Consider the following 25,845-nt stretch of genomic DNA (forward strand, 5'->3'; position numbering starts at 1 on the left):
TCCCTGATACGCCGCCACTGCGCATTTCCATGGAACGGGCATCCCAGGCAACTCGACTTCGGGGTATCGGCGAGACCGAGGGAAGTCAGGTAGCGCGCGCAGTCGGCCCTGCTCCAGGACATGTCCAGAAGGGGATGCCGGTTACGCATGTACTTGACGTCCGCGTCCTTCGCGCGGTGGAATTCATCCGTGGAGATTCCTACCCACTGCTCGACGAAAACGCCCTTCGGGATGCGTGCCGGATAGGGGTAGCCGAGCAGTTCGCGGACCTTCTGCTTGATTGGCTTAACCTTATATTCGCCGGTGCACTGCCGCCGGGTCATCCCAGGTCGCCCGTCCTTGTTGAGGATGTGGAGCGGCATGGATGCGAACCGGTGATCCGGGTTCAGGGCGTCGTCGCGGATATTTCCGGCCGACACGCGCAGTACGGGTATCCCGGCGGGGGCGGCTATCTCTTCTTCCAGGCGGTCAAGGTGTGCATAAACCGCTGCGGGTTCCCATCCGGTGTCGGCGAAAATCGCATAGTCGACCCTGGGGAGAATGCCCTCGGCTGACAGGGCAAGGAGCGTGCTGGATTGAACTCCCGCACCGAGGGAGAGGGCGCGGAATCGGGGCTGATCTGAAATGGTCTGTCCTGGGTTTAGGGAAAGGGGAGGGAGTACTCGAATCGCGGTCGCGTCAGCGGCAGGGGGATTGCGGCCGGTCGCGGGATACGGCGTCGCAGAGGGCGGGGATGCGGTCGACGAGGTCGGTGGCCGACTCGATGAACTGCTGCGGTGTCGGCCCGATCAGAACCACCCGCCGTGATGTGGCGGCGGCCTGGCGGCGCTGGTTCTCCACGGCGCGGGCAAGAGCAGCCGTCAGTTCGGCGGCGGCGTCCTGGGCGGCCTTGGCGATCTGCGCGACGCGGTGAAGGAGCAGCAGGTCCGGAGGGGAGGGCCGCGTCGTCTGGCGGCTGAGGGTGAGAAACAGCCGCAAAGCGGTGCCGGCGAGGTCCTGGGCGTCAGTGAGGCGCGCGGCCAGTGTGGATGCGGATGCGCCTCGTTCGGCGGGCAGGAAATGCAGGGCCTGGTGCAGCGAGGCCGCGTCGGACGAGATGCGGGCGAGGACCGGGGCCGGGGCGGCGGGGTCAGGCACGGGTCTCCGTGGTGGCGTGCGGGTTCAGGGTTTGGGCGAACGCGGTAGTGATTGCCGGGGCCTGCTCGGGGGCGGTCATCAGGGCGCGGACGACGGGGGTGCCGATGACGACGGCGTCCACCAGTGGCGCGACGCGTTCCGCGAGGGCCGGGGTGGAGATCCCCACGCCCGATACGACGGGCAGGGGACTCGCGGCGCGCAGGCGTGTCGTGAAGTCGGCGAGAGCGGGCACGTCGAGCGGGCCGCGGTAGCCGGTGGGGGCGGTGCTGGCGGGTGCGTAGAGCCATCCCGATGCGCCGGCGGCCACGGTGGCGAGGCCGGTGTCAGTGAGGTGGCGGGGGACGAGGCGTGGGGTGGAGAGGTTCGTGGCCTTCGCTGCGGCCTGCCAGCGCTCTGCCTGGTTGTCGGGCAGGTCGACGACCATGGCGCCGGCGGCACCCGCGTCAGCGAGCAGCCGGGCCAGGCGTTCGGGGCCGTGCCGGCTGACGGGGTCCCAGTAGGTCATAACGACGGTCGGCCGAAGGCCAGCGGCGTGCTCGATCCCGCGCAGGGCGCGGGTGAGGAGGTGCCCGCGGCTCAGGGCGCGGCGGTAGGCGGCTTGGATGATGGGCCCGTCGAGGCCGGCGTCATGGTGGGCGAGGCCGATCTCGAACAGGTCGGCGCCGGCTCGGGCGATCTGGTCGAGCTGATGACGCTCGGCGCGGGCCGGATGCAGTCCGGCGGGGACGAACACGCCGAGCGCGCAGCGGGGTTGGGCGAGGAGAGCTTGGAGGGAGTCGGTGGTGGCCAGGAGATGTCTTTCTCGGAGAGCGCTGTCGCGGCAGGTCAGCGGTGGCGTGGGGCCGGTGAAGGCGGGGAGGTTACGAGGGTGGTGGCGCTCTGGCCCTGGGCGGCCCGGGCGCGGGGCGTGGTGTCCGTGGTGGGCTGGTGGCTGAAGGCGGGGGCCACGCGGTCGAGGGCCTGGGCGATCTGCTGGGCCTGGTCGTGAGCAGTAGCGAGCTGCTCGGCGACATCGGTGGGGAACCGGTCCCACTGGGCTCGGTACTGGTAGCGCTGGATGATCTCGGCGGCGTTGCGCAGCTGCTCGGCGACCTGCCGCAGGACGGCGGTTTTCTGTTCCGGGACGGTCGCGGTGTGTGTGGCTTGCAGAAGCGCGTCCAGGGCGGTGGGCAGCGACTCGTCGGGCGTGGGAAGGCCGTAGAGGGCGGCGTGCAGTGCTTGGGCGTAGACCGTCACGGGTCCGCCCCGACCGCGGCTGCGGTACTCGATGGGGGCTTGCCGGCGGGCGCCGAAGTTGACGGTCACGTCCCGGGGAGCGGCACCGGGGTGGAGCTGGTCGGCGAGGGCACGGGCGAGATCATGCACGGTGGGGGTGTCGGACGTGGAAGCTCCTCGGATGGCGGTGCCGGATGCGTTGGGGTGGTCAGCGGGTGCGGCGAGGGGCCGATGGTGTGGTTCGTGGACCGGTGGCGGGAGCTGAGCGGCGGCGGGTGCTGGCGGGGATGTCGGCTGGTGTGGGGATGCCCAGGTGGACACGCGCGCTGAGACCGTGGGTGTACGCGTGTGCCTCGGCAGCGGTGACGGCGCTGAGCAGTTGGCGCTCGTCCAGCCCGTCCCGAGTGCGGTAGGACGCGCCGTCTGCTGTGGGGACGAAGCCGTGTTGCTCCAGCAGCAACCGGGCGGCGGTGGTCGAGGCAGTCACGGCAACCGTGCCGTCCCTGACCTGGAAGTGCAGGTCTGGGCCGCCTGCCGGCTGGTCGGGACTCCAGCGGGTGGTCCAGGAAAGGTCGACGAGGTCGTGGGTGTGGGCCAAGAGCCCGTACATCGCCACGCCGGCGCGCTCGTGTACGTCCTGCGCGATGCCTGGAGGCAGCAGGTGGAGCCTGCGGCCGTGGTGTTCACGAGGGAGGAAGTCGGCGTCGGTGAGCAGCCGGTCGGCGTCGCGGATGGGGCGGTTGAGGATGACGAAGGTGTGGCCGTCGTCGGTGGACCCGATGAATACGTCGGGGATGCCCAGGAGTGACACGGTGGTCCAAGGGATTCGGAAGTGCAGGCCGGGAGAAATGGCAGTGCGCTCGCGGCAACGGACGGGTACGTGCAGCCGAGTCAGGGCGTCGTTGTGCCGGGTGAAGTAGCCGGCGAGGAGCAGGAGGTGCTCGGCCGGCCCAGTCGGCTCGTTCATCTGGGGATGACGGGTTTCGGTGAGGCCGGTGTCAGCGGCGGTGTACGACGCGGCCGAGCTGGGCGCCGGCGTGGTGGACGTGTGGGTTCACGGCGGCTCGGTGCACGGGGGTGATGAGCGCGTCGTCCAGGTTCTGCACGAGGTAGGGGACGTCACGGAAGGTGCGCTCGACTGGGGTGGTCGTCGCGAGGTGGGTGAAGAACTGGGCGACGAGCCGCTCGGGGGTGTCCTGGGTGAAGGAGGCGTCCCAGTGGGTGTCGAAGCCGTCGTACACGTGGTGCCGGAAGCGCCACGGGGTGTCTTCCGCCGGAGTGTGCTGCAGGTGGCAGTGGCCGTCGGGCGAGGTGAACGTGTCGTCCTCGCGGTGCCAGTGGTTCAGTTCGGCGATCTGTGCGAGGGGGGTGGTGGTGAGCGGGATCCGGTCGATGTGCCGGTCGTCGCCGAGCAGCTGGGGCAGAGCCTGGGTGACGGCGGCGATGGCCTCGATCGGGGTCTGCCGGGTGAAGCGGGCTTCCCAGTACGGCTCGTGGTGCGCGAGGGACCACCAGTGGCCGTGGGGATGCCGGGAGTTGAAGTTGACGAACAGGCTGCCGTCGGGGCTGTGGACGCTGATGCGTCCGCTTGCGCGATCGTGCTCGCTCGGCCAGCCGAAGAGGTGGACCAGCGGGCCGATCGCATCGGCGAGCCGGTCGATGCCCGCTCCCGCCAGATAACGCGGGGAGACCAGGACCCGGTCCTGGGGCGCGAAGGGCCTAACCGCCGGGCCTTGTACCGCAGGCGGCAATGGGCCAGGACTGATCGGGTGCAGCGCGTCGGTGCCGGTGTGCAGGAGACGTCTGGGACGCGTGCGGGCGGGGCCTCGTATCCGTCCACCCGGGCGCGGGGTGGATCCGGGTGTTGGGCGCGGTTGTGCGAGGTCATGGGCTGCTGTGGGCTCCGATGGGTCAGTTAACGGCTGCGGGCGGCCGTCTTCGCAGCGGTGGGTGCGGGCGCGGGCGTCGTGCCGGGCGCCCTGCGAGTGGGCGGGCTGCTGATGGCTGTGGCCAGCGCGGTGGTGCCGGCGGGAGTGAGGCGGACTCGGTCCTGGAGCGGGCCGCCCACATAGGCGGCAGGCGCGGACTTCGGAACGCGCTCCGCGAGCCCCTTTGCCTCCAACGCCCGCAGTGTGCCCAGGAGCACGCGCTCGTCGCGGTAGTGGACGTTTTGCCGTCCCAGGGAGCTGGTGACCACCACGTTCCCGCAGGCGATCTCCCACAGGGCGGTGTGGTGAGCGGCGGTCAGGGTGTGCTCAGGACCGTCGCCTGCTACCGTCCCCCCGCGGCGTCGGATTTCGTAGGCGAGGGTGTTGGCGCAGCCCATCGCGGCTTCGGGTGCCAAGGCGGTCAGAGTGCGTGCCATCGGGAACTGCTGGTCCGCGGAGGCACTGCTCAGGAAGGCGAGCTGCTCAAGGCGGACCACTGCGTCCGACAGGTCGGGACTGCGGAAGAGGCGTACGTCGGTGACCGCTTTGAGGGCGGTGCGGGTCGCAGAAGCGAGTCGCTGGGCAGAGGCGGCGTGGGCGTTGGGCTCGGATGGCGGATGGGCCCGCAGGAGACGGTCGAGCATGTCGTTGTGCTGCACGTACTTGTCTGCGAGCAGCAGCAGGCGCTCAACCGGCGTCGGCGGGGCGGCCACGTCGAACAGGAAGCCCTCGGGCGGCGTCGTCATCCGCGGCGCCGGGCAGCGAGCACGGGCGGTGTGGAGGGCGCCTTCTGCGGGCTGGGCCTTTGGGCCTCGGCGATGAGTTGCCGGTCTTCAGCGCGCGCCGAGAATGAGGCGAGGCGTCGGGAGAGCCGTCGCGCTACGGCGCGATAAGTGGTGGCCGCTTGCTGCATCTCGACACCGGCACGGCGAAGCTGATCACGGCTGGTCGCCGGGGTGGGATCGGCGTCCTCGTACAGCAGGATCTCGGTGCGGTGATGGATGGCGAGGTTGCACAGGGTGGCGGCCAGTGAGATCTGGGAGCAGGCGCCGGCGAGGAGCGCCAGGTTGTCGGCCCCGTCCTTCAATGCGGGGTACTGGCTGACCGACAGGTCGTGCACCTGCCGCGTGCACTTCATCGCAAGCTCGTGCACCCGCAGGCTCAGGGGTGCGATCTCTCGGACGGGCTTGGCGATCTCGCCCTCCCGGATGCGTGCCGCCTCCACGGACAGCTCCTTCAGGGCGGGGGCCACCTCGCCGAGAAGGCGGGTGTGTTCGGTCAGGTCGACGGTGTGCAGGACAACTCCGGGAGGACGCGGGGCGGTACGGGGCAAGGTGAGATGTTCGGTCCGTTGCTGTGCAGGAACGGGCTCGGTCACAGGGCTTCCCACAGCAGGCGGGTGACGTGGTCGTTGCCGTGGCCGGCTCGTGGGCGGGACGGGGTGTGCCATCCGGCGCGGGGCGGCCGGCTGGCGATCACGCGCCACCCGGCGCCGCGCAGTGATGCGCCGCTCTCGCCGTCCTGCGTGTAGGTGACCAGCCGTCGGTAGCCGAGGGCCTTCGCCGCCCGCCACGCGGCGCCGCAGAGCAGTGAGTTGGCGTTGCGGGCGCCGTCGCTGGCGGTCCGGGTGACTTCGAGGGTGGCGCCGTCGTCCAGGTGACGGGCCACCGGCCGGCCGACGATGGCCACGGCGCGCAGCTTGCCGGTCCCGTCGGCGGCGCCGACCGCGAAGATCTGTCCTGCGGGCGGCGGGTGGTGACGGTGCCAGGCGCGCACGAAGTCCTTCGCCTCACGGGAGCGGACCGGCACCAGGTACAGCGGTATGTCGCTCACGCGGCCGTCCCGAAGTCGGACTGTGTCGGCGCGTGCTTCGCGACGGCGCGAGCCGTGATCGCCTTCGACGCGCGGGCGGACGCCGCGGACAGTTCCCCGGCTCCTGGCTCTCGGTACCACGGTCGCAGGTCGAGCATGGCGGCGCGCATGCCGGTGGCGAAGCACAGGGCGGTGCCCTTGGGCAGGGCGCGGATCGCGTCGGCGGGCAGGATCCGTTCCTGCCGCATCGACACCGACGTGCTCTTGCCGGACTCCGAGTGCGACGTCGATGTGGTCTCGACGTCGTGGTCGCCGATCAAGCGGGAGAGCTTGTCCGCGAAGTCGGGGTCGTCGATGCCGGAGCCGATGACCTTGACGGTCGAGGCGGACCACATGGCGTCCATGCCCGCGTCTCCCCAGACCTTCTGGCCCTGGCGGTAGGACTGGAGGATGGTGATCGGGATGATTCCGCGGGAGCCGAGGTGGGAGTACAGGTCCGGCAGGTCGCTGATCTTGCACACGTTGGCGGCCTCGTCGAGGATCGCCAGCATGGGCGGGTCCAGGCGTCCGCCGGCCCGTTCGGCCTGGGCGGTGGCCGCGCGCATGACGGAGTCCGCGCACGCGGCGATCAGCGCCGAGGCCCCGCCTCCCCCGTCCTTGCTCAGCAGGAACAGCGTGTCGGTGGAGGTGACGAACTCCGACGGGCGGAACTCGGGAACGTCCTTCTGCGGGGTGACCCAGGCGGCGATCTCGTTGTTCAGCAGTGCGGCGGCGTACTGGCGGGCAGTCTCGTAGATGCCGTCGCGCGTCTCCGGGGGTCCCTCGACGGTGCCCTTGAGCTGTGCTGCGACGGCGGCGAAGTCGTGGTCGCGGAGGATGTCGAGCGGGGTGCGGTCGGCGGGGAAGGCGAGCCACTGCATGATGTCGGTGATGGGCCGCTCATCGAGCGCTGCGGCCAGCAGCAGTTGGGACAGGATGTTGCTGCCGGCCTTGGACCAGAAGTCGCCCTGCTGGGAGGCGTCCACCGAGGCGGCGAGGAAATGTCCGGCGAGCCGGTTCGCCCCGTCCAGGGTTGTCGCGCTGGCGAGGGGGTTCCACCACATCTCGCGTGCGGCATGCGCGATCTGCTGCGGATCCATGGTCCACACCTGCCCGACGCGGGAGCGGGCCTCGTATGTGGCAGTGAATGCGTCGCCTGCGGCCTTGTTCGAGGTCAGCAGGACGGGGCCGGGCGCGGCGAGCATCGAGGGGATGGCGAGCGAAGTCGTCTTGCCCGAGCGGGGCGCCATGATGGCGACGGCCACATCCTCGTAGCCCATGCGCACCTCGTGCCGGGTGTTCTGCAGATTGCCCAGGAGGATGCCGGTGTCGCGGGCTTCGATGTGCTTGGCGTCCTTCAGGCTCGGGCGCAGCGAGCGGGCCTTGTCGGTGATCGCCTTGGCCATCAAGGGCTCGATGTCCCTGGCCTTGGCCATGCCGGTGATCTTCTTCCGGCCGCCGCCGCGGTTCTTGCGCCGGACCCACAGCGCGACCGCCGTCACCCCGAGAGCCAGGAGAAGCAGAACGGGAACGATGCGTGCCCCGATGAGCAGGGCGTTCTCCCCGGCCTCGGGCCAGACCTGCTCGGGGTGGAGCAAGGCGTTGGTCGGCTGGTAGGGGGCCCAGCTGCCTCCGGCGAGGGAGGCGGTGAGGTTGCCGCACAGCCAGGCCAGGTGGGACAGGGGGACGACGACGGCGAGCACGCCGAGCAGGAGGCGCAGGACGAGGTCGTATCCGTCGGTGTTGCTGCTGGAGGAGGAGGGGGGCAAGGGCTAGGTGCTTCCAGGCGGGGACGGAGGGATCAGCGCAGGCGGTGGCGCTCGGCCTGCGGCCGTTGCGGAGGAGGCGTACTCGTCGCCGGCGGGCCGGATCGGCGTGCGGCGAGGGAGCGGACGCGTTCTTCCAGGGCGCCGGCGACCTGCTGGGCGGGTACTTCCCGGTGCGAGAGGGTGATGAGGTCCGGGTTGCGAGTCGGGAGGCTGGAGGGGCCTGCGGTGCGCGCCACCGGTCGGGGGTCGGTGAGCGCGGCGGTGAACGCGGTGATCAGGTGCGGTGGGGTGTGCTCGCTGAAGTGGGCTTGCCACAGGAGAGCCCGGAAGTCGCGGAGGGCGGTGTCGACCCACCAGGCCCCGGTTGTCTCGTCGGCCTCGACGCGGACGGTGCCGTCGGGTGAGGCCAGCCGGTGGTGGCTGTAGGCCGGAGACCAGCCCGCTTTCAGAAGCGGCTCCTGCGGATCCCAGTTGTCTCCTTGATCGGCAGTGGGATCAGTCAGCACGTCGGTGAACGCAGCGATCATCTCGACGGGGGTGCGGGCATCGAAGCTGGCGAACCAGGCGGGCCGGTCCGGCGCGGCGGCGTGCTGCAGAGTCCACCACCGTCCGTCGGGGTCAGGCTCCAGCCGCAGGAGTGCCTTCTGGTCGGGGCTGGAAAGCAGGACGCGGGGCATCAGGGGGTCGTGACCGTAGCTCCAGCTGCAGGCACGGTGGAGGGGGACGGTGACCCAGGCGGGGTCACCGCCGCCGGCCAGGTGGCGCGGGGCGATGTAGTCGATGTCGACGTTGACGGGGACCTCGGGCATGGTCACCGCCCCCTCGCGCCGTGTCCGCTGCGCCGGGACGTCAGGGCGGGAAGCTGCGGGCGCTTCGGCCGGGACGGTGCTCGGCGTGCGGCGGCCTGGATGTCGAGGACGACGCGGCCGTGGCAGGCCCAGTCGTCCAGGTAGCTCCAGCACTCCGCGTGATGCTCGTCCAGCGCGTCGACATACGCTGCGCTGCCCGGTCCGGTGCCCTCGGGGAGCTGGGCCCTGGTCTCTTGCCACCGGGCGTCTAGGGCGTCGAGGTGGCTCAGTGCCTCCTCCAGGATGGTCAGCTGCCCGGGCCAGCTGTCCCGCGTGAGGTGTGCGGGCAGGTGCAGGAGCTGGAGCCGGGCGGTGGCCAGCAATTGGCGGGCACCGGGGCGGGTACTGGCGAACGCTGCGGCGGTGTCTGCGTCACGGACGGCGGCCCGGCGGCCGTAGGCGTCCTGGTCGAAGGGCCAGCCGTCCAGGTCCGTGTTGAACGCGGTGAAGGCGTCCCAGGACGCCAGGATCCGTTCACTGTGGCGCAGGTAGCGGTTGAGGCGCCGCAGCGAGGTGCGGCGGCCGTGGTTCGTGGTGCGGGAGATGAGAGCATCCTTTGAGGTCAGCGGCGGGCGGCCGGCTGGACGGCCGTCGTGGGCGCCGGGGGTGTCGCGGGGGCGGTCTGCTGACGGCGCACGGCGCGGGCCTGTGCGCGGAGCGTCTTCACCCGGGCGGTGTGCGCGTCGACTACCTGCTGCGGGCGCAGCGGGCTCGGCTCCCGGACGGCGCTGTAGTGGGCGGTGCGGTCGAACATGCCGCGCTGCAGCGGGCTCTGGTCGGCCAGCGCGCCCAGGAAGGCACCGACGAGGCGATCGGGAACGTGCTCGTCGAGGAAGGCGTGCCAGATCCGCGGGCCCGGGAATGATTCGTCGCTACTTGTCCTGACCTCGATGTGCCAGGACGGCCGTTCATGGAACTCACTCGTGGGGCGGTGTTCGATGCGGCACAGCGAGTTCGGAGAGAGCACTGTCTTGGCATCGTCGTGCTGCCAGCCTGCGCTGGTCACGGGCTGCCAGGGGTCCGGTTGCGATGAGGGCGGTGTGATGAGGGCGTCGGTGAGGCCGGCGAGGACCTCGGCCGGCACGAGTTCACCGAACTCGGCGTACCAGCCGTGTTCGTTGTCGCCGTGGGCGGCCCGCAGCCGCCACCAGGCGGAGGTGGCGGTCTGCGGGTCGAACTGCAGGCGGTAGCGGTGATCGGGGCTGGCCATCACGATCTCGGCGCTGAGCGGGTCGGAGACCGTGGCCCATCCGGCCGCGGCCAGGCCGTGGGTGACGTGACGGGCGTCGCCCGGGCCGGCGAGGTGGCGGGGGCTGGTGTCGAAGGGGATCTGCCCGGCGTGCTGGTCGGCGAAGGCGTCGAGCTGGCGCTCGCTCACCGGCACCGGCTGCACCCCTGCTCGCTCTCGGCGTCGTCGTACAGCGCGCGCAGTTCGTCCAGGACGTAGTGGAGGGTGTGCTGGTCGGTCTGTTCCCAGGCGGCGGAGCGCAGCTCGGCGATCAGGAGGTTGACGTGCGCGGTGCGTGGGATGGCCTGGTGTTCCTGGATGGTGCGGGCGAGGGCACGCAGGGTGTCGGCGAGCTGGACGGGCAGGCCCGTGTACTCGTCGAGGAGCGGCTCAACGAGGGCGAGGGCTTCATCGGGGTCGGGATTCTCGCGCAGGTACTCGGTGACGTCCGACAGCGTTTCGGTCAGGGCGCGCAGGGTTTCCGGGGTGGGGGCAGGCATCGGGCTCCTTCAGATGGGGATGGAGGTCAGCGGCGGGTCCGGGCACCGCCGGCCGGGGCGTAGGGCCGGGCGGTGGTGCGGGGCCGGGCGCTTCGGGCGCTGTTGCGGGCCCAGGTGGCGGCGCGGGCAGCTGTAATCCGGGCCTGCTGCCAGGCGCTGAGCTGGGAGGGCTTGACGGAGACCGACCAGGTCCGGATCTGGGCGCTGTGCGGGACACGTCCGCGTGGGCGCATCACCGGGTCCGGGCCGGCAAGTTCGGTGGAGAAGGCTTGGATCAGGTGCATCGGCGTGTTCGGCGTGAAGTGGGCAGTCCAGCCGTTGCCCTGCTTGTCCTGCGCTCCGGTCCACCACATCGCCGAGCCATCGACGCCCTGGCGGTACTGCATCCACGCGGTGCCGTCGGGGCTGCTCGCCGAATAGTCTTGGCCCTCGAACCGCGTGTGCCAGTTCTGCTCCTGCAGAGGTGCCCAGACGTTGGGGGCGTGTGCGGAGCGGGGGCGGGTGAGGGCGTCGGTAAGACCGGCGACGATCTCCACCGGCGTCTGCCGGCCCAGGTGCGCAGACCATTCACCGGTCGCGCCGCCTGCCCGGCCGTGGATGGTCCATCCGCCCGGCAGGATGTAGGGGTCGTAAGCGACGCGGACGGTGCGGTCCGGGCTCTCCATGAGCAGCGGGCCGCCCTTATTGGACTTCTCCCGCCAGCCCGAGGCGCGCAGGAACTCCGAGACGTGCCGGACGTCACCGCCGCCTGCCAGGGCACGGGGCTGGACCAGGTAGTGCTGCTCGGCCTGCTCGCCCGGCCCCCAGCCCTGCCACTGCTTCTTCTTCACCGGCGCCGCCGTACGACGAGCGGGGCAGGAGCCGGAGGCTTCGCCGCGCTGGTGGCCGGTCGAGTACCGAGGTGCTGGAGGAGGTCCTGGTGCTCGTCCAGGTCCAGGCTGATGTCGTGCAGTTCGTTGGCGGCACGGCCCAAGGCGAGCCATACCTCCGCTGGCAGGGCGCCTCGTTCTGCCTCGCTCTTGGCGAAGTGGCTGCCGGTGATGACGAGGTGAGTGACGCCGCCGAGGACTCCGTTGTCCGGGTCGAGGACACGGGCGATGACCTGCGCTGCCTGGGGCGGGGGAAGCTGAGAGAGGTGGTCGGAGAGCTGGCCGAGCTGGCGAGTGATCTCGTCGGCCAGTCTCACCGGGTAGGGCGCGGGGTGGGACATGCTCCTCCGGGTGCGTGGACGGTCAGTGGTGGTGGCGCTGCCCGACGCGTTGCGCTTCGGTGGGGACGGCTTCCGGGCGGGCGCCGGCCATTGGGGAGGCTCGGTCGGGGCCGGCCGTGATGCAGGCGCGTAGATAGCGGCGGAACAGGGCGGTTGCGAGCCGGGGTTTGAGCCGATGGCTGATCGGTGCGGGTGTGCGTTGTGCTACGGGTTTCTCCGTGGAGTTGGGAGGCGGGGAGGTGGGCGGCCCCAGCGTGGTGCCGGGGCCGCCCGGGCTTACGGGGTGCGGCGGGCCGGTGCGGGGCGCGAGGGGGAACTGGCGGGCGCCGGTTGCTGCGGGGCGGGGCGGGCCGCGCGCGCCCGGAGGCGGTGCACGGCCTGCTGGTAGAGGGCCTCGTCGAAGACCTCGGGGTCGCAGTTGACCGTGTATCCGGCCAGGAGCAGGGCGGGGATGGCGCGGTTCGCCAGGTGTTTCTGCTCCTCGGCACCGAGGTGGTCGGGCACGGTGTGCCAGATGTAGAGCGGCTCGCCTGTGGGGTATTCGTGGCGTTCGAGGCCGAGCTGTTCCAGCAGGTCGTGGAGGCCGGCGGGGGCGCCGGTGGGGGTGTCGGCGTGGATGGTGGTCGTCAGGGCCTTGATGTAGATCTCGACGTCTGTGCCGTACTCGTCGGCCAGATTGGCCATACGTTTCTTCTCCGGGGTCAGCGGCGGCGGGAAACCGGGGACTGTGCACAGCCCGCTGCCGGTGTCGGGGCCGGTGCGGTCGCTGGCCGCTGCGCCGGGCGGGCGGCGTGGTTGCGGGCGCGCAGGATGACGCGGGCGGCTTCGCTCAGGGAGTTGGCCGTGCTGCCGAGCCGTGCGATGGGCTCGGGTTCATCGCCGGGCGCGGCGCCGTGGAGATCGCTGGCGGAGATCCAGGCGCGGACGATCACTTCTCTGGTCAGGGGCAGCAGCCCGTGCACGGGGGCCGCGACCTCGGTCAGGACCTCGGCCACCTCGCTGCTGGTCTCGGCGGCCGAGACCCGCTCGGCGAGTTGGGTGAGGTAGCGCATGGCTGCGTCACGGTCGCCGTCGGGGGTGGCCAGCATGTTCAGGGCGGGGTCGAGGTGGACGCTGTGGTCGGCGGCGAGCAGGGCGTGCGAGGCGGTGGTCGCCTTCAGGCGCTGCTGCTCGATGGGCAGGCCGTGCGGAAGACGGTGGTAGTCACCGCGGGGTCCGGGAGAGGTGAGGAAGCCGCCGGTCCGCTGAAGGATGTCTGCTGCTTGCTCGGTGCCGCCGATGGCCACGACCAGGCCGGTACGGGGGTCCTTGGTGATGGTGACGTACTCCAGGACCCAGAAGTCGGGCTCCGTCTGGTTCATCGCGTCCTGGCGGTGGGTGTGCGGGCGCCGGCGGGGGCCGGCGGCATGGAGGCCGGGGCGGAGGTGGGCGCGTGGCGTCCGGCGGGGTGCTGGAGGGCGGTGCCGATGCCGAGCGCGTCGAGCTGCGGGCCGATCTCGCGCAGCGCGCGGGCCTGGGCCTGGGTGTCGTCGCCACTCAGGCGGTAGATGCCGCTGTGCGGGTCCTGGATGAAGCCGTGGGCGGCGAGGATGGTGCCGGCCCTGTCGTCGGCGGGGGCGGTGGCGACGCTGCCGTCCGGCTGCCAGGTCAGGACGATCCGGTCCGGCTGGGAGGGCTGGATGCCGTCCAGGGCGTTGTGCCGGACCTGTGCGAGCGCACGGTCGTAGCGGACGAGGAGATCGCCGGCGACCTGCTCGGCACTCAGGAACGGGTCGTCGGTCAGGGCGATGCCGTTGGGCTCGGGGACGCCGCGGTACGCCTCGTCCGGCAGGGCGTGCGGGGCGACGGCGGCGAGGAGGAAGCCGTCGCGTCCGTCGTGCCGGTCCAGGAGGATGAGCTGGGCGCCGTCGGGGCGGCTGAGGACGGCTGCCTGCTGCAGGGGGTGTTCGGCCAGGGAGGCGGCGACCAGGTCCAGGTCCCAGATGCGGTCGGTGAGTTCGACGAGGTCGTCCTTGGCGTCGCCCGTCAGGTGGGTGCTGGTCCAGGTGTCGGGGAGTTCGCCGGCGAGGACGTCGGCGTAAGACGCAAGGCGCTCGGATATGTCGTGGTCGTGCATGGTGTCCTTGGGCAGTTGAAGGGGCTCAGCGGCGCAGGCGGGTGGCACCGACGGGTGGCGGTGCCGGGGACGGCAGTGCACGCGGCGGGGGCGGGCAGGCGCACACCGCGGAGCGTTCGGGCTCATGGTCGGGAACCTGCTCGGTGCAGGCGCGGCGGCCGGGGTGAGGGGCGTGCCGGTCGGCCAGCCGTCCGCGGGTGTGCGCGAGGTCGGAGCGGATGACGCGGACGTATGCGTCGGCGAGGTAACGCAGGCGCCCGGCGGTGTACGGATCGCTCGCGTCGCCGAGCCCGTCGAAGAACTCCGCCAGGGCGCCGAGGGTTTCCTCGAACCCAGCGAGGATGCCGTCGTGTGGCGCGGTGAGTTCGGTGAGTATGTCGGCTGCCTCGGCGGTGTCGGTGGCCTCGCGCAGGCGTTCGGCGAGGTGGGAGACCGAGGCGCCGAGCGTGGGATAGGCCGCGGGGCGGGCGTCCGTGTCGAAGCGCTCGTCGCAGTCGACGTGGTACCCGACAGCCCGCAGGCGCCCTACGGCATCGATGGCGAGACGGGACTCCTCGTCCTCGGTCAGGCCGGCGGGTGCGCGGTGGTAGCTCTCGTGGAGGCGGACGACCGCGACGAATCCCGCGCGCTGGAGAAGGCTGTGCGCCTCAGCGTCGCCCCCGCAGGCGAGGAGTTCGCCGGAGTGCGGGTCACGGCGGATGTCCAGCAAGCGGCCGGTAGTGCGGGGCAAAGAGACGTTTCTCCTACAAAGATCGGTGGGCGGTGCGCCGGGCCGCGGCCGGTGCGGCGGCGGCCCGGGGCTGGGCCAGATGGGCCGCAGTGGCGTCCAGGTCCTGCTGAATCGCATGAAGGCGGCGGGCGATCAGCTCCAGACGGTGCGCCGTGTCCGTGCCGGCAGCCCCCGGTTGCCGGGCGATCCGGTACGCGGTGTGCTCGACCAGACCGCGGACCGTGGCCAGCGGGCCGGCCTGTTCGTCGGCGAGCTGCGCGAGGACGCCCGCGAGCTGCGCCGACGCGGTCGGGACCGTACGGGCAGCGGACCACTGCGTGGTGCCGGTGCGGACGGGGATCAGGTTCAGGTCCTGCTCGATGCGGCGCGCTTCGTCCGCAAGCCGTCGCAGGATGTCGGCGGGAGGGGTGCGCCAGGTGCCGTCGAGGTGGATCAGGTTGGCGATCAGATCCAGACGTCCGGGCTGGCCCTGGACAGCGATCCACCGCCACCCGTGCTCTGCGGCGCCGGGCACCTCGATACCAGCGGCCCGCGCGAACCGGTGGGCGGTTTCCGACCACTCGGGACCTGTCAGCTCCCGGTCGTCCGGATGGAGCCGGACGTCGAGATGGAGGATCGCGTGCCGGTCGTCGTCCGGGCTGGCAGCGAACGGATGCTCCAGGTACGGGTCTTCGAGGTGCTCGGCCCACTCAACGGACGTCCAGGTCCTCTGCTCGTCGTCCGGGGTGTAGTAGTCCAGGCCCGGCCAGTGGGCGACCACGGTGTACTCCGTCAGGCCCTCGTTCGGGGAAAGGGGCCGCCCGAGCGCCTCGGCCAGCGGCTCGCGCGGCGAGTGGGCCCTTGGGTGCAGGCGGGGGATTATGACGGCACCCCGCTCGACGTGCGGGTGGGTGACCGGTGCTGATGAAGGTCGCGGGCTGCACAGAGCAGCGAGCGCTCGCGGACCAGGTCGGCGTGGACCGAGATGTCTCCTGGCGGAAGACAGTCGATCGCCCTGTCGATGGCGCTCAGCCCCTCGTCGTACCGGCCCAGCCGGCGCAGGGCACCCGCCACGCGGAAGAGGACGATCGGGTCGGTGCCGGTGCCGGTGCCGGTGGCGAGGGCGGGCCGGGAGCTGAGGGCCAGGAGACGCTCCGCACCCTGGTTCAGGTCCTGGCCGAGCCACAGTCCGTGCAGCAGGACGTGCAGGGTCTTGGTGTGCTCCTTGGCCTCGGTGAGGACTTCGTCCATGACCGTCAGGCCCTCGGGGCGGGACTGGCCCAGCAGCGCGAAGGCGTACAGGGCGCGGGTGTAGCAGTCCAGCGGCTGACGTGCGGTCTGCGCGAGCTGTTCGACGAGGCGCTGGAGGGTGGGGCAGCGGAAGTCGAACCGCAGGGCGCTCAGGTACAGATGCGCCAAGGTGCGGGTGGTGATCGGATCGCGGTTCGTTGCGAGGACATCCTCCGGGGACAGCAGGCCCAGGACGCTGCGGCCGGCTGACCGTGCCGCCCAGGCGGCGTCCGCGCACACCTCGGCTGAGGTTTTCCAGTCGGCTCGGATGCCGTGGAGGTCTTCGGCCAGGTGCAGCGGCCAGGACGGATCGTCCGCAGTTGCGGTGGCTCGGGCCCTGGCCTTGTGGAGCGCAGCGGCACGGTCGGGGCGGTTCGTGGGGGGAGTCACCGGCCGCCCCTGGTGTCTGCGGTGTGCACGAGCTGGCCCAGGGCGGTGGTGGTGTACCAGCAGCAGTCGATCAGCTCGTCGCGGCCGGCGAACCGCGTAAGGAGGGCGTCTTCCATGGCCCGCAGGTAGATCAGGCAGTCCGGGCAGCGGCGCGAGAGGTGCACGAGGTAGCGGGGGTGAGCGGTGACGTAGGACTGGGCACCCCCGGTGGGGTCACGCAGTCGCCATCCGTCCTCGTCGGTGGGGGTGTGCCAGGAGGGGGCGACGATGCGCATGGAGTCTCCCCACAGTTCTCCGCCGGCCACCCCCTTGAGGACGACGACAGTGTCTCCGGCCTGAAAGTGGGCGTGAGTGATATCTCGGGTGGGAGTGAGCGGGTCGGGGGTGCGGGCGGTGACGGGGGTGGGCTGATGGTCCCAGGACGGAGGGAGCACGCGGTTCCTTCCACGCGATGGCTGGCGGGGTGGGAGCATCAATAGTCCGGAGGAACGCCGGTTTGGCTAACCGGCGTTTCCCGGCTATGTTGCCCCGCCGTCAGCGGAACGGATTCTCCGTCCCGCGGTCCGCCTCGGTGACTGCGTCGAGGAGTTCGAGCAGGTCAGTGCCTTCGGCGTCACGCTGGTCGATCCACCAACCGGCACGGGTTATGGAGCGGGCCTTCTCCTCCAGCTCCGCCCAATCCGCCTCGTCCCAACTGCCCTCGACGACCAGGGCGGTGTGCGCGGCCATCATCAGCTGATGGCGGGAGCGCTCACCCCAGTCCAGGGCCTTGGCCGGGCCCTCCAGCTGCGGCATGTCGAACTGCTTGGCCCAGGTGGCGGCTGCCTCTAGCTCCTCGGCGCGCTTCTCCGCGAGCCACTTTTCCTTGGACTCGGAGTCGGCGTCGCGCGCCGCCTTCCAGCAGTCGGTGCAGTCCTTCGACGCGAGCCAACGGGCGAAGCCGGCCCGCTTGTCGGCGGGGCGGTTGGACAGGTCGTGATCTACCCGGTGGGAGCAGGCGTGCTCCACGGTCCAGTGCGTACTTACCCCCGGGGAATTCCGTTTGATGGGCGTTACGTTCGAGGTCGGGCTGCTGGTCTGGGGCTTCAAATCGAGTGCCTTTCGTTGACGGTTGGGGTTGCACGAGTCATGCGGTGGACGGGGGTGGTCTGGAGTGCTTGGCGGTGGTCTCGGGGACGCTTCCGCCTTCTGCGTCGTCTCAGCGGGTCCTGCGGATGGCGTCTGTGGCCGCCTTGGCGATGGCGGCGGGAGCGCTGGAGGGCTGGGGCAGGTGCAGCAAGGTGGTCCCGGGCAAGTGGCGGGATTCCGCGGTGAGGGTGAGCTGGAGTACGGCGCAGCCGGCGGTCGTGAGCTGCTTGACGCGGGTGACGGCTTGAGCGGTTTCGTCGCTGCCGTAGTGGGCGTCGGTGACGATCACGAGGAGGCGGCCGGCGCCGGGGCGGCTGAGTTCGAGGCCGTGGTCGAGTGCGTCGATGGCGTGGGCGAGGTTGTGGTGGCCGCCGGTGGCATCGAACGTCGTCACGCGCTCTGGTGCTCGGTGGGTGGGGCGGGTCAGTGCGGTCAGGTGCCTGTCGTAGGCGATGGTGGCGGTACGGGAGTCGGGGTCGGTCAGGGCTGCGGCGCGTGCCACGATCCAGGCAGCGGAGGCGACGGGCTTGCAGGCGGCACGCATGGAGCCGGAGACGTCGACGGCGATCCCCACACGCAGCGGTGGGGTGGGGGAGTTCCGGCGGCGGGTGTGGGTGAACGGTTCCGCGGTGGGGACCGACCCGGCCGCGCGCTGAGCGTCGCGGGCGAGGGCCGCGCGCATGTTGAGGCGGCCGGGCGGGGTGGGGCTGGTGGTCCGTTCCTCGGTCCGCTCGCGGTAGGCGGCGGCACGCAGGGCGCGGCTCAGGCGCGCGGCGGCACTCTGCTCGGCGGCGGTGGGCCTGCGGGTGCCGGTGACGGGGTTGCCGGAGGGTGCCGGTGTGCCGTCGGGGTGGACGGTGGTGCTACGGGCGTTGAAGACCGACTTGGCGGTGGCGGCGGCTTTGCGTCGCTGGCGGGCCCGCTGGGCGCGGTCCTGAGCCTGCGCTTTGGAGCGCGACGCCATGGCGTTGGCCGCTGCGTCCTGTGCCGCGAGGTCGGCCGCGTCGGTGGCTGCCGCGTGGTCCATGACGACCCCCACGGCGCCGGTCAGCAGATCGGAGAGGCCCTCCGGCACGGGCAGGGCGGGGGCCGCGGCATCCAGAGCGTCGCACCATTCTTGACCGTGCGCGAGCATGGTCGTGGCGTCGTGGTCGGCGCACTGGTGAGCTGCGGTCCAGATGCGGGTGAGGGAGGCCAGCAGGTCGGCGCCCAGCACCTTTTCGCACAGATCGGCGACAGCCCGGGTCTCGCCGGCGTCCAGGATGCCGACGTCCCGGCGGCCGAGGATCAGGGCGGCCACGGCGGCGGCCTGCTCGATGCCCTGGAAGGTGGGGTGCGCGATGTCGGGCATGACCAGGGTTCGGGCGCTGGTGCGCAGGTACGTGCGGTCCGTGGGCCGCGTGATCAGGTGCGCGCCTTCGACGCGGCTCTCCTCCAGCAGGAGCGCGGCCTCGACGACGCGGGGGTTGGCTCCGGCAGGCTGTGTCCAGACGGAGTGGGCGGCGTGCGCGGCCTCGTGGACGAATACGCCCCAGGCGGCGGGATACCGGTCCTCGTCGCCCACGATCCGCGGATGGATCTCGTGGGGCTTCAGGGGGGCGAACAGGCGGGCGTCGAACTCGACCTCGCCCAGCGTGGGGAAGTAGGCGGCCGGTGCGCCGCTGCGCGTGCCGGGGCGGCAGGTGACGAGGAGGTCCTGGCGGCCGGAGAGGGCGACCAGCCGGTCGCCGAGTTCGGCTCCCACGCGCAGCCACGCGGCCGGGGAGGAGCGGGGTTGGGCGGGCGGTGCGCCGTCGTCGTCCCAGCGCGCGAGGTCGGCGTCGTCGTCCGGCATGGACTGGATGTGGTGGTGGGCGCTCATCGCGGGCGGCCCCGGTGTGCGGAGCCGGTGCTGCCCGGAGGCTGCCGGGCGGCTGAGGCGGGGAGCTGCTTGCCGAGGGTGAGAGGTGCGATCTTCTTGATGCCGACAGCCTTCGTGACGGCGTCGGCGACGGCGTCGCGATCCTCCACAGGAGCGATGCCGACGAGGTTCGCGAGCGCGGCTTTGGTGCCGAGGACGGCCTCGGTCTTCTGGTAGCTGAGCAGTTCTCGCAGTTGGGGGGCCCAGCCCAGCTCGCCGAGTTCGACCTGCTGGGCGAGGTGTCGGGCGACCCGGACCACCCGGGCATCGATCCTCAAGGCCAGGGCGAGGTCGTAGTCCGTGCCGATCTGGATCTGCACGCTGAACCGGCTCGCGAGCGCCTCCGTCAACACCGCCCCGTGGACGCCGGGATTGTGGCCCGCCACCACGTAGAAGCCCGGCTCGGCCTTGATGGTCTCGCCCTTGTGGGCCTTGACCTGGATCTGCCTGCGACCGTCCATCGCGGGATACAGCGCCGCCAGGACCTTCGGTGAGATCAAGGTGGCATCGTCGATCAGCAGGGCGCGGCCCTCGGTCATCGCGGTGACCAGCGGACCGTACTGGAAGACGTAGGCTCCCGCGTCGTCCTGTGTGTACTCGCCGATCAAGTCGCCGACCGTGGTGTCGCCGTCACCGGCGACGGTGAGCAGGTCCGGGAACGCCGCCTCGACCAGACTCGTCTTGCCGGTGCCCGGAGGGCCGTAGAGCAGCACGGGCACGTCGGCGTCGCGCAAGCGGTTCAACGCCTCGACGTCGGGCAGATCGGCCAGCTCCCGGGGGTGGTAGAGCTGGCCCCCCGCGCGGCGGATCGGGCCGGTCTGCTTGGGCGCGGCTGCTGCGGTGTAGGTCGTACGGGTCGTGGCCGCCTGGGCGCGGGGAGAGTGGGTGCCCGGTGGGCTGATCACAGCCCTCTGCGCGGCTGCGGCAGTTTTCGCGTTCGCGCGGAACTGCGGTTGTCCGGTCCCGCTTTGGTCGGCCTCGCCGCGTCGCACCAGGGTGAGGGCGGCGTTGCGGACGGCGCCGTGGGAGTGGCCCAGCTGCCTGGCCATGTCCCCGATGGTCAGCCTGTCCGCCGGCCGGTCGGCCAGCAGTCGGGCCACCTTGGCCCGTAGTTCGCCGCCCTTGGTGCGCGCTGGTCTGGTAGGCCCGGGTGTGGTCAAAACGAGAACCCTTCAACAGGTGTGGGTGGGGGCGGGGTGGGCGATGCGCTAAAGAGGCCGGCCGCTCTCGGAGGGGATCACGGGCTGTGCCGACATCGGCGAGCGGGCCAACCGGGGCGTACCGTCGGCGCTCACCGGCCGGCCGAGGGCTCGGTCCAGGGGCACGGGACGGCCGGCGACGAGCAGCTGGCTGGTTGCCGGGCAGCCCCGTGCGCCTGCTCCGTACCGGGTTCCGTCGCTCGGCAGGCGCAGCCGGGCGTTTCTTCGAAGCCGTCCTGGAGCAGGATCCGCCGGGCGGCGGCGTTGTAGCCGGTGGTGGTGATCTCGCCGGTGATGGTGTGCCGGATCGGCATGAACGGCTCTGCTGCTGCTTCGGGCAATGCGGATCTCCTAACGGTGGCGGGCGGTCGTGCTGGCGCGGGGCGGCGGCGCCGGCGGTGTGGTGTCCACGGCCGGGCGAGGGCGGGCGCGCAGCACGGGGGTGCGGTGCGGAGGCAGGACGGTGACGGTCGCACCGAGGTCCTCGGCTGCCTCTTCGACTTCGCGGGTGAGGAACTCGATCTGCCGGCCCAGCGCGGAGAGGCGGGCGGCGATCTGGCGGCCCTGCACGGTCTCCAGGGCGCTGGCGAACTGGCTGGTCGTCTCCAGAAGTTCTTGCAGGCGGACCATCGGGCCGGCGGCGTAGCCGCGCTGGACAGTTCCCAGGAGAGCGCTCGAGGCGTCACCGGCACTGTGGCCTTCGACGACGTCGCGGATGAGGTCCTGCAGGGACAGCTCCGGGGCCGGAGCCGGACGGTTGAACCGGGAGATGTCCGAGCGCAGCACGCCGGGCGGAACCGGAGCGGGCAGGGCCTTGCCCGCCTCGTACTCGTGGGCGAAGTGCCCGATCACCTGCCAGCCCGGTACGCCCGGGTCGCCGCGCAGCGCGACCACGGTGGAGTCGTCGTCCTCGACCAGGTAAGCGAGGGTGATCGGCTGTCCGTCGGCGGCATACCACGACTCGGTCAGCTCCAGCGCACCACGTTTCTGTGCGGCCCGGGCCCTGTCGGTCCACAGCTGCTGTTCCTCGTCGGTCAGCGGAGCCTGGTGGTGCCGGCCGTCGCGCTGGTCGGCGAGGTTGCTGGCGATCGGGCTGTGGTCCGCCCAGGCAGTGAGGTGCGGCCACAGAGCCGCGTGCTGAGCACGTTCGGCTGGAGAGCCGGGCGCGGCCGGCCGGCCGAGGGCCCGGCGGATCTCGGCGGCGGACGATGCCAGGCCGTCCAGGACGGCCCGCCACCCGGTCAGGTGCCGGGCGGGCGGCAACTCGTCGAGCGCGAGTCGGGCGGCATCGAGGAGAGCCTCGGCGTGCGGGGCGAGGTGGGTGACGTACGCCTCCACCGCCGCCTTGTCACGGTGGGCTCGTGCGGCTGCGGCGGCGTCTGCGTGGACGGTGCGGCCGTGGCGGTCGCGTGTCATGTCGAGGGCGGCATCGGTCTCGCAGTCGATGACGGCCATCCGCAGCCGGAAGTCGCGTGCCTTGCTGGCCAGTGCGGACGCCGTCGGCAAAGGACTGTCGGGGGCCGGGCTGTTCGCGGGTGTCATCGGGACCGCCCGCCGGCTGCGGCCGTCAGGTGGACGGTGGGAGCGTAGGTGGGCTTCGGCGGGATCGGCCGGGCCGACGGCGGGGAGGTGGTGGGCGGGGTGGAGCGCTGCGTCGTTCGGCCGGCGGCGGCCTGGGCGAGCCTGCTGCGGCGCTCCTGGAGCCCGTGGGGCCGGACAGGGCGCGGCGGACCGGCGGAGAGGGCCGGATTGAGGCGGATGTCGGCCTGCACGGTGTAACCGTGGCGGCGCAGGTCGTGGACGGCCTGGCGGGTGCGGCGGACTCCGTCGCGCTCGGGCTCGCTGAGGCGGTACAGCCCGGGTTCACCGGGAACGGGCTCGAACTGCTCGCGCTCCAGGAACCAGTGGGCGAGGTGCTGGGGAATCGAGGAAGTGAAGGAGGCGACGAAGCCGTGTTCCTTGTGGTCGCCGAAGGAGAAGTGGGTGCCGGGTTGCAAAGGGGCGGGAATCTCCAGACTTGTCGGGGTGGAACGGTCAGTGGCTGCGGTACGCCGGCCGGGCCTCGGGGAGGGGGCGGGCTGGGGCTGTGACGGGGAGGGCCGGGCGGCGGTGGGGTGCGCTCAGGCGGGCCTGGCGCAAGAACGCGTCGCCGTCGGTGAGCCACGTCTCGATCGCCGGCCACGCGCGTGCTCGGCGCTCCTGCTCCGGTACGGCATCACCGTGGACGATCTCGTCGAGCAGGGCTTCGGCATCGCTCACGGCGTCGGCCAGACGGGAGAGGGCTGAGGCGTCGTCGGGCCACGGGCTGTTCGCGGGCCGGCACCGGTCGAGCAGCGTCGGGGCGTGGTCGACGACGGTCAGGAAACGGCGCCAGGCGTGGTCGAGGAACAGCTCCGTCGAGGCGCCGAGGGCGGCGGCGCTCAGCGGGGTGGCGTCGCTGTAGCTGCCGGAGGCGTTCATGGCCTGCCAGGCGTCGTGCTCGGAGCGGATGTCTGCGAGCACGCAGGCGATGGCCGCCGTCTGGCGGGCATGGACGGCCTGCTCGTAGGCGGGAAGGTACCGGTCGGTGAGGGCCTGGGCAGCCCGCCCGGGAAACGGCGGCAGGACGATGCTGGGCGGAGCGTGGGGATCGCCATAGCCTCCTTCGAGCCCTTCCGGCGAGAAGGCGCCCACCAGGTAACCGAGATGATGGCCGGGCCGCTCGACGAACAACAGTGTGGTGCCCTGCGCCGCGTCGGTGAGGACCGCGGCGTAAGGGATCCGCTCGCTCTGGACGGCGCGGCCGAGGTCGCCGCTGTCCCAGATCCACGGGACCAGGTCCTCCTGCCAAGCCGGGTGCGCATAGATCTCGACCGAGGCGTGCCACTGGCCGGGCAGCAGGCGCGCGAGGTCACGGGCGGCGTCGCCGATGTACCGCCGGCTGCTCGTGTGCACGCTGGCGCGGTGCCGCTTCGCGCACGTGACCAGATCGACCACGGTGGTCTGGGTGCCGCCCGCGGGCAGGTGCCACACGCCGTCGTCGTCCCGCTGGAAGCCACTCTCCGCGAGGGCGGTGTGCGCCCACGGATACTGCTCGCCCGAGGCAATGGCGACGATCCCCGACTCCCGGCTGTGCGACAGGATGATCTGAGCCTCAGCCACGGACCAGGTCCTCGCCACCGTGCAGGACGGCGCGCAGGCTGCGCCCGTACGCCCAGGCGTGCTCCCGGGCCGCCGCCTCCAGCTGGTCATATCCGACCTGGGCCGTCATCTGCCCGGGGTGCTTGCGGTACCGGTACACAGGGACCGGCAGCAGGATCCCGGGTGCCAGCGAGGTCACGCCGAGGGCCGCGCAGTAGTCCTCGCCCTGGACGAGGCCGCCCATGGGGGCGGCGCGCACGAGGTCGGTGCGGGCGAGGATCGTGGTCGGCCCGATGGGGATGGTGTCCGCAGGCGATTTCCAGTACGTCCACACCTCCCCGGCCTGGTGCCGGCCGGGCGGCGTGGGGCAGCGCCAGAGGGTGGTCGAGCCGTCGGGATGCTGGTCCTGGCTCCAGCCGGCGCACCAGCCGACGCCGGTCGACTCCAGGATGTCTAGCCGCACGGACATCGCGTCGTCCGTGAACTCGTCATCGTCATCCGCCCAGTTGACGTAGCGGGTACGGACGTGGGTGAGAGCGAGGTTGCGGGCGCAGGCGGCGCCGACCGGCCGGGGCAGGGCCAGCGTGCGGACCCGGGGATCCTGCGCGAGCGGGGCCGGCAGGCGGTCCGGCGAGGCGCCGTCGAGCGCGATCACGGCCTCCCACGGTACGGACTGCCGGGTGAGACACCTCAGGCGCTCAACGTGTCAAGCAGCTGCGGCGAGAGCGGTCGGAAAGGCCGTGTGTTCCTCGAACAGCGTGTGGTGCTGGAGGCAGTAGTAGAGCTGGCCGAGCATGCGGTTGAAGAGGTTGCGCTGGGCGGCAGCGTGCCAGTCCCCGCGGTCATAGCGGCGGCGCCGGTAGTGCGCCTTGGCGCCGGGCGAGGCGGTGATCGCGGCGAAGGCCCAGAGGTAGCCGGCGTGGTTGAGCCGGTCATTCTTCACCCACCGCCGGGTGATGCTCGACTTCTTGCCGGAGGCCCTGGTGATAGGTGATGCGCCTGCGTATGCCTTCAGACCGCGGGCGTCCGCGAAGCGGGCCTTGTCGTCTCCGATCTCGGCGAGCAACCGGGCGCCGAGCTGGACGCCGAGACCGGGGAAGCTGAGGATGATCTCAGCGTCCGGGTGCTGAGGGAAAGCTTCTTCGACCGCCTCAGCGAGGTCGTCGGCAGCCGTGCAGGCGGCCTCCAGCTGGACCAAGAGCGCGAGCATTTGCTTGCCCAGCGCGTCCTCGACCAGGGGCGGCTGATGAGCATAGTCGGCGCGGAAGACGCCACGGAGCCGCTCGGCCTCGGCCGTGATGCCCCGCTTGCGGCCGGCCCGCTTGAGCGCGGCCTCCAGCTGCGGGCGGGTCAGCCGCGCGGCCCGGGTCGGCGTCGGGGCCGCCTTCAGAAGCTCCCGGGCTTCCGGTCGGCACAGACCGTTGCGCCAGGGCTCGAAGGCCGCCAGGGCGGCCGCGTAATACTCCCGCAGCAGCGAGCGGAGCTGGTTGGACAGCTGCTGGCGGTTCCAGAGTGAGTCTTGCTGAGCACGGGCGAGGACGGCAACGGCCCGGCCGAGGTCGCTGTCATCAGGCAGCGGCCGGTGGGCGTGCATGTCGGTGCGCAGGATGTTCGCGAGGACCAGGGCGTCGCCGGGGTCGGACTTCTTGCGCGAGACCGAGTGCCGGTCGCGGTAGCGGGCGGCGGCCATCGGGTTGATCGCGAACACTTGCCGCTTGCCGGCCCTCAGCACGGCCACGAGCAGGCCCCGCGAGGTCTCGATCGCGACCGGGATCGGGTTCTCCTCACTGTCGCCGTACTCGACCAGCAAGTCCAGCAGGATCTTGTAGCCCGTGGCGTCGTCGGTAATGTGCCGCTTGGCCAGTAACTGACCGCTGTCGTCGACCAGGGCGACGTCATGTGTCCGCTCGGCCCAGTCGATGCCGCAGTAGATCAAGATGTTCCTCCCCATGGTGCAGTTTCTGCAGGTCACGAGCTCATGCGGGACCACGCAGCGACCTAATCCCAGGGCTCAGCGCAAGGGCCGGCCCGCCACCTCAGTAGCTGTTCGTGGCACCAGCTCGCCCCACGGGCCTCGGTCTATCCGGGAGCTCAGACAGCTCGGGTTTCACAAGAGGTCACCGTGCAGCGGACTCGCACCGCCAACACCAACGAGTGATCAAGGTGTGAGTGTTGACGCTCGACGGTCCTGGGCGGCGCTGATCTACCTATAGGCATCGGGGCCAGGCGACCTTGAGGCGTACACCCAAAACCGACGAACATCAACATCCACACTGTGGTGACAGGTGTCGCCTCGACACCCGCCCG

At 71.4% G+C, this 25,845-nt stretch carries 31 protein-coding genes and 1 pseudogene; all 32 read right to left on the bottom strand.

What is annotated here, in order from left to right; genetic code table 11:
- Positions 1 to 419 (bottom strand): annotated as a pseudogene (locus tag ABZ659_RS01500) (hypothetical protein); the annotation flags it as partial.
- A 259-nt stretch (positions 420 to 678) separates the two neighbouring features.
- Complete coding sequence (locus ABZ659_RS01505) at positions 679 to 1,137, bottom strand: hypothetical protein (RefSeq protein ID WP_345961609.1); 459 nt, start codon at positions 1,135 to 1,137, stop codon at positions 679 to 681.
- Entirely contained in the window at positions 1,130 to 1,966 is an 837-nt protein-coding gene (gene trpA, locus ABZ659_RS01510; RefSeq protein ID WP_360212799.1) for a tryptophan synthase subunit alpha, read from the bottom strand. Before trpA ends, ABZ659_RS01505 begins: the two co-directional genes overlap by 8 nt.
- Positions 1,963 to 2,502, bottom strand: a complete 540-nt coding sequence (locus tag ABZ659_RS01515; RefSeq protein ID WP_360212293.1) for a hypothetical protein — start codon at positions 2,500 to 2,502, stop codon at positions 1,963 to 1,965. The genes trpA and ABZ659_RS01515 overlap by 4 nt, the downstream gene beginning before the upstream one ends.
- A gap of 58 nt (positions 2,503 to 2,560) precedes the next feature.
- Entirely contained in the window at positions 2,561 to 3,319 is a 759-nt protein-coding gene (locus ABZ659_RS01520; protein WP_360212295.1) for a hypothetical protein, read from the bottom strand.
- A gap of 31 nt (positions 3,320 to 3,350) precedes the next feature.
- A complete protein-coding gene (locus tag ABZ659_RS01525) occupies positions 3,351 to 4,103 on the bottom strand; it encodes a DUF317 domain-containing protein (protein ID WP_360212297.1) in 753 nt (250 codons plus the stop codon).
- 164 nt (positions 4,104 to 4,267) lie between these two features.
- Entirely contained in the window at positions 4,268 to 5,026 is a 759-nt protein-coding gene (locus tag ABZ659_RS01530; protein WP_360212299.1) for a hypothetical protein, read from the bottom strand.
- Positions 5,023 to 5,658: a hypothetical protein gene (locus ABZ659_RS01535; RefSeq protein WP_360212301.1), complete on the bottom strand. Its 636-nt coding sequence runs from the start codon at positions 5,656 to 5,658 to the stop codon at positions 5,023 to 5,025. Before ABZ659_RS01535 ends, ABZ659_RS01530 begins: the two co-directional genes overlap by 4 nt.
- Positions 5,655 to 6,113 (bottom strand): XF1762 family protein, encoded by a 459-nt coding sequence (locus tag ABZ659_RS01540; RefSeq protein WP_360212303.1) that lies wholly within the window; start codon positions 6,111 to 6,113, stop codon positions 5,655 to 5,657. Before ABZ659_RS01540 ends, ABZ659_RS01535 begins: the two co-directional genes overlap by 4 nt.
- Positions 6,110 to 7,900, bottom strand: a complete 1,791-nt coding sequence (locus ABZ659_RS01545; protein WP_360212305.1) for a TraM recognition domain-containing protein — start codon at positions 7,898 to 7,900, stop codon at positions 6,110 to 6,112. The genes ABZ659_RS01540 and ABZ659_RS01545 overlap by 4 nt, the downstream gene beginning before the upstream one ends.
- 32 nt (positions 7,901 to 7,932) lie before the next feature.
- Complete coding sequence (locus tag ABZ659_RS01550) at positions 7,933 to 8,709, bottom strand: DUF317 domain-containing protein (protein ID WP_360212307.1); 777 nt, start codon at positions 8,707 to 8,709, stop codon at positions 7,933 to 7,935.
- Positions 8,710 to 8,711: 2 nt separating this feature from the next.
- Positions 8,712 to 9,071, bottom strand: coding sequence for a hypothetical protein (locus ABZ659_RS01555; protein WP_360212309.1), 360 nt, complete (start codon positions 9,069 to 9,071; stop codon positions 8,712 to 8,714).
- Positions 9,072 to 9,310: 239 nt separating this feature from the next.
- Positions 9,311 to 10,132, bottom strand: coding sequence for a DUF317 domain-containing protein (locus tag ABZ659_RS01560; RefSeq protein ID WP_360212311.1), 822 nt, complete (start codon positions 10,130 to 10,132; stop codon positions 9,311 to 9,313).
- Positions 10,123 to 10,476 (bottom strand): hypothetical protein, encoded by a 354-nt coding sequence (locus ABZ659_RS01565; RefSeq protein WP_164379520.1) that lies wholly within the window; start codon positions 10,474 to 10,476, stop codon positions 10,123 to 10,125. The genes ABZ659_RS01560 and ABZ659_RS01565 overlap by 10 nt, the downstream gene beginning before the upstream one ends.
- A 26-nt stretch (positions 10,477 to 10,502) precedes the next feature.
- On the bottom strand, positions 10,503 to 11,306 hold the full coding sequence (locus tag ABZ659_RS01570; RefSeq protein ID WP_360212313.1) for a DUF317 domain-containing protein: 804 nt from the start codon (positions 11,304 to 11,306) through the stop codon (positions 10,503 to 10,505).
- A complete protein-coding gene (locus tag ABZ659_RS01575) occupies positions 11,303 to 11,686 on the bottom strand; it encodes a hypothetical protein (RefSeq protein ID WP_052836952.1) in 384 nt (127 codons plus the stop codon). Before ABZ659_RS01575 ends, ABZ659_RS01570 begins: the two co-directional genes overlap by 4 nt.
- A gap of 276 nt (positions 11,687 to 11,962) precedes the next feature.
- Entirely contained in the window at positions 11,963 to 12,370 is a 408-nt protein-coding gene (locus tag ABZ659_RS01580) for a hypothetical protein (RefSeq protein WP_054100340.1), read from the bottom strand.
- A 17-nt stretch (positions 12,371 to 12,387) separates the two neighbouring features.
- Complete coding sequence (locus ABZ659_RS01585) at positions 12,388 to 13,047, bottom strand: hypothetical protein (protein WP_360212318.1); 660 nt, start codon at positions 13,045 to 13,047, stop codon at positions 12,388 to 12,390.
- Positions 13,044 to 13,802 carry a hypothetical protein gene (locus tag ABZ659_RS01590; RefSeq protein WP_360212320.1) on the bottom strand — a complete coding sequence of 253 codons (759 nt, stop codon included), beginning with the start codon at positions 13,800 to 13,802 and terminating at the stop codon, positions 13,044 to 13,046. Before ABZ659_RS01590 ends, ABZ659_RS01585 begins: the two co-directional genes overlap by 4 nt.
- Positions 13,803 to 13,827: 25 nt before the next feature.
- Complete coding sequence (locus tag ABZ659_RS01595; protein ID WP_360212322.1) at positions 13,828 to 14,532, bottom strand: hypothetical protein; 705 nt, start codon at positions 14,530 to 14,532, stop codon at positions 13,828 to 13,830.
- 13 nt (positions 14,533 to 14,545) lie between these two features.
- Positions 14,546 to 15,394 carry a relaxase/mobilization nuclease gene (locus tag ABZ659_RS01600; RefSeq protein WP_360212801.1) on the bottom strand — a complete coding sequence of 283 codons (849 nt, stop codon included), beginning with the start codon at positions 15,392 to 15,394 and terminating at the stop codon, positions 14,546 to 14,548.
- Positions 15,391 to 16,191, bottom strand: coding sequence for a hypothetical protein (locus ABZ659_RS01605; RefSeq protein WP_360212324.1), 801 nt, complete (start codon positions 16,189 to 16,191; stop codon positions 15,391 to 15,393). The genes ABZ659_RS01600 and ABZ659_RS01605 overlap by 4 nt, the downstream gene beginning before the upstream one ends.
- Positions 16,188 to 16,625, bottom strand: coding sequence for a hypothetical protein (locus tag ABZ659_RS01610; protein WP_193458587.1), 438 nt, complete (start codon positions 16,623 to 16,625; stop codon positions 16,188 to 16,190). The genes ABZ659_RS01605 and ABZ659_RS01610 overlap by 4 nt, the downstream gene beginning before the upstream one ends.
- Before the next feature lie 100 nt (positions 16,626 to 16,725).
- Positions 16,726 to 17,199: a hypothetical protein gene (locus ABZ659_RS01615; protein WP_360212326.1), complete on the bottom strand. Its 474-nt coding sequence runs from the start codon at positions 17,197 to 17,199 to the stop codon at positions 16,726 to 16,728.
- Positions 17,200 to 17,389: 190 nt separating this feature from the next.
- Complete coding sequence (locus ABZ659_RS01620) at positions 17,390 to 19,180, bottom strand: hypothetical protein (RefSeq protein WP_360212328.1); 1,791 nt, start codon at positions 19,178 to 19,180, stop codon at positions 17,390 to 17,392.
- Positions 19,177 to 20,319, bottom strand: coding sequence for an AAA family ATPase (locus ABZ659_RS01625; protein WP_360212803.1), 1,143 nt, complete (start codon positions 20,317 to 20,319; stop codon positions 19,177 to 19,179). The genes ABZ659_RS01620 and ABZ659_RS01625 overlap by 4 nt, the downstream gene beginning before the upstream one ends.
- 191 nt (positions 20,320 to 20,510) lie before the next feature.
- A complete protein-coding gene (locus tag ABZ659_RS01630) occupies positions 20,511 to 20,732 on the bottom strand; it encodes a hypothetical protein (RefSeq protein ID WP_054100348.1) in 222 nt (73 codons plus the stop codon).
- A 37-nt stretch (positions 20,733 to 20,769) separates the two neighbouring features.
- On the bottom strand, positions 20,770 to 21,960 hold the full coding sequence (locus ABZ659_RS01635; protein WP_360212330.1) for a hypothetical protein: 1,191 nt from the start codon (positions 21,958 to 21,960) through the stop codon (positions 20,770 to 20,772).
- A complete protein-coding gene (locus ABZ659_RS01640) occupies positions 21,957 to 22,415 on the bottom strand; it encodes a hypothetical protein (RefSeq protein ID WP_360212332.1) in 459 nt (152 codons plus the stop codon). Before ABZ659_RS01640 ends, ABZ659_RS01635 begins: the two co-directional genes overlap by 4 nt.
- A 37-nt stretch (positions 22,416 to 22,452) precedes the next feature.
- Positions 22,453 to 23,559 (bottom strand): hypothetical protein, encoded by a 1,107-nt coding sequence (locus tag ABZ659_RS01645; protein WP_360212334.1) that lies wholly within the window; start codon positions 23,557 to 23,559, stop codon positions 22,453 to 22,455.
- A complete protein-coding gene (locus tag ABZ659_RS01650) occupies positions 23,552 to 24,232 on the bottom strand; it encodes a glycosyltransferase (protein ID WP_360212805.1) in 681 nt (226 codons plus the stop codon). The genes ABZ659_RS01645 and ABZ659_RS01650 overlap by 8 nt, the downstream gene beginning before the upstream one ends.
- A 12-nt stretch (positions 24,233 to 24,244) precedes the next feature.
- Positions 24,245 to 25,489, bottom strand: a complete 1,245-nt coding sequence (locus tag ABZ659_RS01655) for an IS110 family transposase (RefSeq protein WP_360212336.1) — start codon at positions 25,487 to 25,489, stop codon at positions 24,245 to 24,247.
- Positions 25,490 to 25,845 lie beyond the last annotated feature (356 nt).

Origin of the sequence: Streptomyces sp. NPDC006997, from assembly GCF_040635175.1 — a bacterium.
Lineage (GTDB): Bacteria > Actinomycetota > Actinomycetes > Streptomycetales > Streptomycetaceae > Streptomyces.

Bases quoted from the DNA above. Each gene is read 5' to 3' on its own strand.
- ABZ659_RS01520 (WP_360212295.1), bottom strand. From the start codon at position 3,319: ATGAACGAGCCGACTGGGCCGGCCGAGCACCTCCTGCTCCTCGCCGGC.
- ABZ659_RS01530 (WP_360212299.1), bottom strand. From the start codon at position 5,026: ATGACGACGCCGCCCGAGGGCTTCCTGTTCGACGTGGCCGCCCCGCCG.
- ABZ659_RS01550 (WP_360212307.1), bottom strand. From the start codon at position 8,709: ATGCCCGAGGTCCCCGTCAACGTCGACATCGACTACATCGCCCCGCGC.
- ABZ659_RS01565 (WP_164379520.1), bottom strand. From the start codon at position 10,476: ATGCCTGCCCCCACCCCGGAAACCCTGCGCGCCCTGACCGAAACGCTG.
- ABZ659_RS01575 (WP_052836952.1), bottom strand. From the start codon at position 11,686: ATGTCCCACCCCGCGCCCTACCCGGTGAGACTGGCCGACGAGATCACT.
- ABZ659_RS01580 (WP_054100340.1), bottom strand. From the start codon at position 12,370: ATGGCCAATCTGGCCGACGAGTACGGCACAGACGTCGAGATCTACATC.
- ABZ659_RS01585 (WP_360212318.1), bottom strand. From the start codon at position 13,047: ATGAACCAGACGGAGCCCGACTTCTGGGTCCTGGAGTACGTCACCATC.
- ABZ659_RS01590 (WP_360212320.1), bottom strand. From the start codon at position 13,802: ATGCACGACCACGACATATCCGAGCGCCTTGCGTCTTACGCCGACGTC.
- ABZ659_RS01620 (WP_360212328.1), bottom strand. From the start codon at position 19,180: ATGAGCGCCCACCACCACATCCAGTCCATGCCGGACGACGACGCCGAC.
- ABZ659_RS01630 (WP_054100348.1), bottom strand. From the start codon at position 20,732: ATGCCGATCCGGCACACCATCACCGGCGAGATCACCACCACCGGCTAC.
- ABZ659_RS01635 (WP_360212330.1), bottom strand. From the start codon at position 21,960: ATGACACCCGCGAACAGCCCGGCCCCCGACAGTCCTTTGCCGACGGCG.
- ABZ659_RS01655 (WP_360212336.1), bottom strand. From the start codon at position 25,489: ATGGGGAGGAACATCTTGATCTACTGCGGCATCGACTGGGCCGAGCGG.